Annotated in this window: 7 protein-coding genes and 1 pseudogene; 4 read left to right on the top strand and 4 right to left on the bottom strand. The window is 63.0% G+C overall.

The genetic code is table 11. The features are described from left to right. Nucleotides 1-585, bottom strand: a pseudogene (locus tag RMN95_RS09145) (isocitrate lyase); the annotation flags it as partial. A gap of 171 nt (nucleotides 586-756) precedes the next feature. Between RMN95_RS09145 and RMN95_RS09150 the strand changes: the two are divergent. Continuing rightward, nucleotides 757-2,181 (top strand): helix-turn-helix domain-containing protein, encoded by a 1,425-nt coding sequence (locus RMN95_RS09150; protein WP_397545273.1) that lies wholly within the window; start codon nucleotides 757-759, stop codon nucleotides 2,179-2,181. On the opposite strand, the gene RMN95_RS09155 is transcribed toward RMN95_RS09150, so the two are convergent. Beyond that, a complete protein-coding gene (locus tag RMN95_RS09155; protein ID WP_309616619.1) occupies nucleotides 2,182-3,042 on the bottom strand; it encodes a DUF1684 domain-containing protein in 861 nt (286 codons plus the stop codon). It abuts the gene before it with no gap. 21 nt (nucleotides 3,043-3,063) lie between these two features. Between RMN95_RS09155 and RMN95_RS09160 the strand changes: the two genes are divergently transcribed. Continuing rightward, a complete protein-coding gene (locus tag RMN95_RS09160) occupies nucleotides 3,064-3,261 on the top strand; it encodes a PLDc N-terminal domain-containing protein (protein ID WP_309616620.1) in 198 nt (65 codons plus the stop codon). Here RMN95_RS09160 and RMN95_RS09165 read toward each other — a convergent pair. Next, entirely contained in the window at nucleotides 3,258-3,584 is a 327-nt protein-coding gene (locus RMN95_RS09165) for a hypothetical protein (protein WP_309616621.1), read from the bottom strand. The two genes, RMN95_RS09160 and RMN95_RS09165, sit on opposite strands and share 4 nt — an antisense overlap. Nucleotides 3,585-3,972: 388 nt before the next feature. Here RMN95_RS09165 and RMN95_RS09170 point away from each other — a divergent pair, with 388 nt between their 5' ends. Beyond that, nucleotides 3,973-4,266 (top strand): hypothetical protein, encoded by a 294-nt coding sequence (locus RMN95_RS09170; protein WP_309616622.1) that lies wholly within the window; start codon nucleotides 3,973-3,975, stop codon nucleotides 4,264-4,266. Between the two features lie 6 nt (nucleotides 4,267-4,272). Here the strand turns inward: RMN95_RS09170 and RMN95_RS09175 are convergent, their stop codons facing one another. After that, a complete protein-coding gene (locus RMN95_RS09175) occupies nucleotides 4,273-4,608 on the bottom strand; it encodes a hypothetical protein (protein ID WP_309616623.1) in 336 nt (111 codons plus the stop codon). A 176-nt stretch (nucleotides 4,609-4,784) separates the two neighbouring features. Between RMN95_RS09175 and RMN95_RS09180 the strand changes: the two genes are divergently transcribed. Beyond that, entirely contained in the window at nucleotides 4,785-5,093 is a 309-nt protein-coding gene (locus RMN95_RS09180; protein WP_397545184.1) for a hypothetical protein, read from the top strand. Nucleotides 5,094-5,310 lie beyond the last annotated feature (217 nt).

Raw genomic sequence — 5,310 nt, forward strand, 5'->3', positions numbered from 1 at the left:
ATCCTCCCAGTGCACCCCGGCGGCCCCCGCCTCGATCATCGACGACATGAGCTCGTAGGCATTGAGCGGCCCACCGAAGCCGGCCTCCGCGTCCGCGACGATCGGGGCGAGCCAGTCGGTGCGCGGAGCGCCGTCCTCGGCAGTCTCGATCTGGTCGGCCCGCAGCAGGGCGTTGTTGATGCGTCGCACCACCGCCGGAACGCTGTTCGCCGGGTAAAGGCTCTGGTCGGGGTAGGTCTGGCCGGACAGATTCGCGTCCGCCGCGACCTGCCAGCCGCTGAGGTAGATGGCCTTCAGACCCGCGCGCACCTGCTGCACGGCCTGGTTGCCGGTGAGTGCGCCGAGGGCGGGCACCCACTCGTCGCCGCCGTTCTCAGCACCGTGGATGAGGCGCCACAGGTTCTCGGCTCCCCGACGTGCCAGCGTACGGTCTTCACGCACGCTGCCTCTCAGCGCGATGACGTCATCGGCGGTGTAGTCGCGCGCGATTCCATTCCAGCGGGCGTCCGTCTTCCACTCGGTTTCGAGCCCGGCGGCGGTCTGCAGCTGGTCTCCCGGTCGGGTGCTGTTCGCTTCGCTTGTCATGGGAACACTCCTTGATTGGTTCTGCCGTACTCCGACTCTGTTCCCTTCGCACTGGTTTTTCTGTACAAGACCAACCAGAATAAAAGCAGTTCTTCTGATAACCGGAAGAAGAGTCACGAGGAGCGCGAATACATGGAGCCGAGCATCCCAAACGAAGCGCACGATGAAGGCATGCTCGATTCGCTTACCGTCGGTCGTCGCATCCGGAAGCTTCGTACCGACCGAGGTTTCACTCTCGATGAGTTGGGCCGCGAGCTCGGACGGGCCGCCTCGCAGGTCTCCGTTATCGAGAACGGGAAGCGGGAGTTGAAGCTCAGTGAGATGCAGAAGCTTGCCCGGATCCTCGGGGTGACAGTCGACCAGCTACTCAGTCCGGAGGCACCGTCGAGGCGCGCCGCCCTGGAAATTGCCCTCGAACGCGCTCAGCGCGGGCCACTCTACGCGAGCCTGCCGCTGCCCACCCTGCCCGTGCGCAAGTCGCTCAGTGATGAGGCCATCGAGACAATCCTGGGCCTGCACGACGAGCTGCAGCGCCTACACCGCCAGCGGGCGGCCACTCCGGAGGAGGCTCGTCGGGCCAACACTGAGCTGCGGCGAACCATGCGCACGCGCAATAATTACTTCGGCGAGCTCGAAAAAACCGCAAAGAGCCTGCTGGATGCCGTCGGCCACGCGGGAGGTCCGCTGTCGCAGCGCGTCGCCTCCGATCTCGCCACCCACCTGGGATTTTCGCTACATTTCGTGCCCGATTTGCCTGGCTCCACGCGCAGCGTGACCGACCTGCGCAACGGCCGCATCTACCTCCCCGTGGGGCAGGCGGAGGGTGCTGACCCGCGGTCGACCCTGCTGCAGGCGTTGGCAGGCCACGTGCTCGGTGTGGGCGAGCCGAAGGACTACGCGGACTTCCTGAGACAGCGGGTCGAGACCAACTACCTTGCCGCCGCGTTGATGGTGCCCGAGCACACCGCAGTCGAGTTCCTGCTGTCGGCGAAAGCCAAACATGAACTGTCCGTCGAAGACCTGCGCGATGGCTTCGCGGTCAGCTACGAGACGGCGGCTCATCGCTTCACCAACCTCGCCACCGAACATCTGGGGGTGAGCGTGCACTTTCTGAAGGTGCACGAGAGCGGCACGATTTCGAAGGCCTACGAGAATGATCATGCCGCATTCCCGACGGATGCCCTGGGCGCCGTCGAGGGCCAGCTCGTGTGCCGCCACTGGAGTGCCCGACGCGTGTTCGATGTCGCCGATCGGTTCAGCCCGTACCACCAGTACACGGATAAGCCGGGCGGAACGTATTGGTGCACCTCGCGCATCCAAGCCACCAGCCGCGGCTACTTCTCGGTGAGTGTGGGCACTCCCTTCGCCACCGCCAAGTGGTTCCGAGGGCGTGATACCGCCAATCGGTCAACCTCCACCTGCCCGGACGAGTCATGTTGCCGGCGGGCTCCCGCCGACCTTGCGAGCCGCTGGGAAAAGTTCTCGCTGCCGAGCGCTCGGCTCAATAGTTCGTTGCTGGCCGCCATGCCGACCGGAATGTATCCGGGTGTCGACTCGACCGAGGTGTTCGAGTTCCTGGAGCACCACGACCGTTAGCTACACCTCGTGCAACAGTGACCCATCCTTCTTCAGCACGTTCTTCTCGCCTGCCTCGATCGCGACAGCGAAGCGGTTCTGCTTCGGCGGCATGGGGCAGTTGAAGTTGTAGCTGAAGGCGCACGGCGGAAGCACGGCGAAATTGAAGTCGAGCGTGATCGTGCCGTCGGGATCGGGTGCCACGAAGAGAAACCTGCCGACGCTGTAGGTATCGACACCGTTGGTGGCATCGGCATAGACGAGCTGCAGGGCGCGGCCCGATTTGAAGGCGACGAGGTTGTAGTCAACGCCATCTTTGCTAAACGAAATGTCGCCGGGAATGACCTGCTCCCTGGTCTTTCCGTTGTCTTTGAGGTGCTCAAAGCCCATGGTCGTGCCCGCGGGATTCTCGGTGAAGGTCGCCGTGATCACCCACGCCGGGTTGTAGGGGTAGCTGTCGATACTTCCGAATTCCCGGATGCCCTCGGAGGCGGCATCCCACACCCGAAGTGCGTACTTGCCCTCGTCGCCGGCGATCACGAATCCGCTCACCGTCTCGCTGAAGATGATCTCGCTCGGCGCCGCATGATCTTTGCCGCGCACGATCGCGTGCCCGTCGACCGGTGCGCCATCCACGATGATGCTGTCGGATGCCGCCGCCGTGACCCGCAGCCCTCCCTCGGCCGGAGCCCACGTGCCCGGCACGCCCCAGATGGTTTGTTCGGAGTCGATCCACTGCGTGTTGATGAGGGCGAGGCTCCCCTTGGGCTGCACCACCGACTCCTGGCGACGAGCGCGGAAGGTGGCAAGGCGTGCCTCTGCGGTGGAAGTTGCAGCGGCGTTGGCTGTGGAAGTGGTGGTGGGCGCGGTGGTGTCGTTCATGCTCTCCATTATGCTGGCCGCATGGATCCCCTCACGATCGGCGGTAGCCTCGGCGGCCTCGTCGGCCTCGTCATTTTCATCATCACCGTCGTGTCGATCGCGAAGAACCCGAACCATGGTGGGTTCGGAAAGTTTCTCTGGATCCTGGTGGCGCTGGTGCTTTCCGTGCTCGGCTCGATTCTGTGGCTGCTCTTCGGCCGGGGCCGCGTCACCCGCTAGATCGGCAACCCGGAGCCAGGTCCGTCGGGCGGCTCATCAACGATCACTAGCCCTCCCCCGCCGCCCGCGACGAGAGCAAGTTCTTCCAGCCAGCGCCGGTTCAGTGATGGGCTCTTGTTTCCGTCGAACTCGAAGTGCAGTGGAAACGATGGCGAAACCCAGATCGTCGAACGCCCGTGGCCCTCGCTGCGCGATTTCGTCCATGAGAACGTGAACGACTCGCCGCGACGCAGCTTGTTGACAATCACGACGGCGAGATGCGCGAGTGTGCGATCGTCGATATGGATGGCGAAGCGGGAGTCCCCGTAGTACAGCGTGCCCACTCGATCTCCCTCAACATTGGTCGTGCCTGACAGCACTGTATCAAGACACCCGCCCGCTCCGCACTTGAGGGTTGACTCGGCACACATTCGAACATATGTTCGTTACGTGACACACCACTGGAGACCGAGTGACCACCTGGAGCGGTCTCCGGGGCGCAGCGAATGGCTGCTGGTGCACCGTGGCATCCAGATTGGACGCATCGAGTTCGGGCGAGTAGCACGGCGACCAGCGTTCAGGTCGGTGACACAGTCGGGAGGCCTCCACGGCACCGGCGCGGTCGTCGGATACGCGTGGGTGCTGGAAACGGCGTGCGATCGGCTGTGGGACTGGTCCGTACGTGTTCGACACAGTCCCGGCAGCACAATACTAGGCCGAGGAGACAGCAGGATGGCAGCATGGCCGTGGCCCCCGATCCGCATCAGTGACAGCGAATGGGTGATCATGCGCAACAGCGCGTCCACCCCGAAGGCAGTGGTGCGGCGCATCGAGGCAGACACGGGGCATCCACCTTTTTATCGCGCCGTGAGCTGGGCACCGACGTCGAGCGAGCGCCAGCTGATCGGCTACTTCCCGAGTCTTGAGACCGCCGATCTCGCGATTCTGGAGGATGCACCTCAACTCATCACCCACGGACCCGACAGAGATCGGCTGGGCGCGCGGGCGGGTGGGTCCCGGCCTTAGGCGACGTTAGAAATCATCAAGCGAATGCGAATCTTCGTCGGAAGCGGGATGTGGATGCACCTGTTCCGGGTGTTCCAGGCGCTCAAGCTTCGTTTTCAGCTCCGCGAGATGTGGCGTGTCATCGAACACCTCGTCAAACTCGTCGCCCGCGTCTTCGATGATCAGCTGGCTCGCCGGGCCGATGACAATCTCGACGGAATTAACGCGCCCATCCTTGATCACCGGTACAAAAATCGTGTCGGCTTTGCCGGACTGGGCGAGAGCAGTCGCGTACAGCGCGACTACATGGGCCATCTCGTCGCCCGTCAGAACGGACCCGCTTGCATAAAGGATTCGTTTCATAGTTGTCACTGTCTACGAGCGCGATGCCTTTGGCAAGCCCCCTCCGCCCGTCTGGCCAAATCCATCAAAGAGCGCTAGGGACGGAAGAGGAAACGAGAATGAACGACGAGTGCGAGATTCATGCTCGACTCGGGGTATTCTGAACTGCTTATATTCCTCACCGTCTCGGAGTCATCGTGGGAACTATGTATTACGCCGACGCCACGCGCGTCGCCATTCCCCTGGACGACCGCGCCCTTGCGCACATCAAATTCGTCATCGTCAATAAGCTGCGCCGCAATGAGGCGTTCACGTTCTCCTGGGATAAGTCCGAAAGCGAGGGCGGCGGCCGGTCGAGCGTGTGGATCTCTGCGCAGATCCCCCTCGAGTTCGAGTTCGACGACGCAACCCCGCCAGAGATGAACCGCGAATGGCTCGAGCAGCTCTCGCAGGCGGCATCAACGATCACCGGGCTGTCACCGATTCCGGAGCCTGAGAAGCCGTAGCCGCCCCTGGCGAACTTCTTCTTGGAGTTTGAGATGCTGTGTCGTACCCTAAATAGTATCGAACATGTGTTCGATAATCGAAAGGGCCACGATGACGTTGATGAACGACAGTCTCACCACGGTGTGGTTCGAGGGCGGCGTGCCCTATGGTCTCATCTGGGAGGGCCGGCACTACCGCGTCACTGACACGCCCACCCACCTCGACGAGCCGCCTCTG

This window comes from Salinibacterium sp., assembly GCF_031364185.1.
GTDB lineage: Bacteria > Actinomycetota > Actinomycetes > Actinomycetales > Microbacteriaceae > Rhodoglobus.

Coding starts and splice junctions, on each gene's coding strand:
- RMN95_RS09150 (WP_397545273.1), top strand. CDS start 757: ATGCTCGATTCGCTTACCGTCGGTCGTCGCATCCGGAAGCTTCGTACC.
- RMN95_RS09155 (WP_309616619.1), bottom strand. CDS start 3,042: ATGAACGACACCACCGCGCCCACCACCACTTCCACAGCCAACGCCGCT.
- RMN95_RS09160 (WP_309616620.1), top strand. CDS start 3,064: ATGGATCCCCTCACGATCGGCGGTAGCCTCGGCGGCCTCGTCGGCCTC.
- RMN95_RS09170 (WP_309616622.1), top strand. CDS start 3,973: ATGGCAGCATGGCCGTGGCCCCCGATCCGCATCAGTGACAGCGAATGG.
- RMN95_RS09175 (WP_309616623.1), bottom strand. CDS start 4,608: ATGAAACGAATCCTTTATGCAAGCGGGTCCGTTCTGACGGGCGACGAG.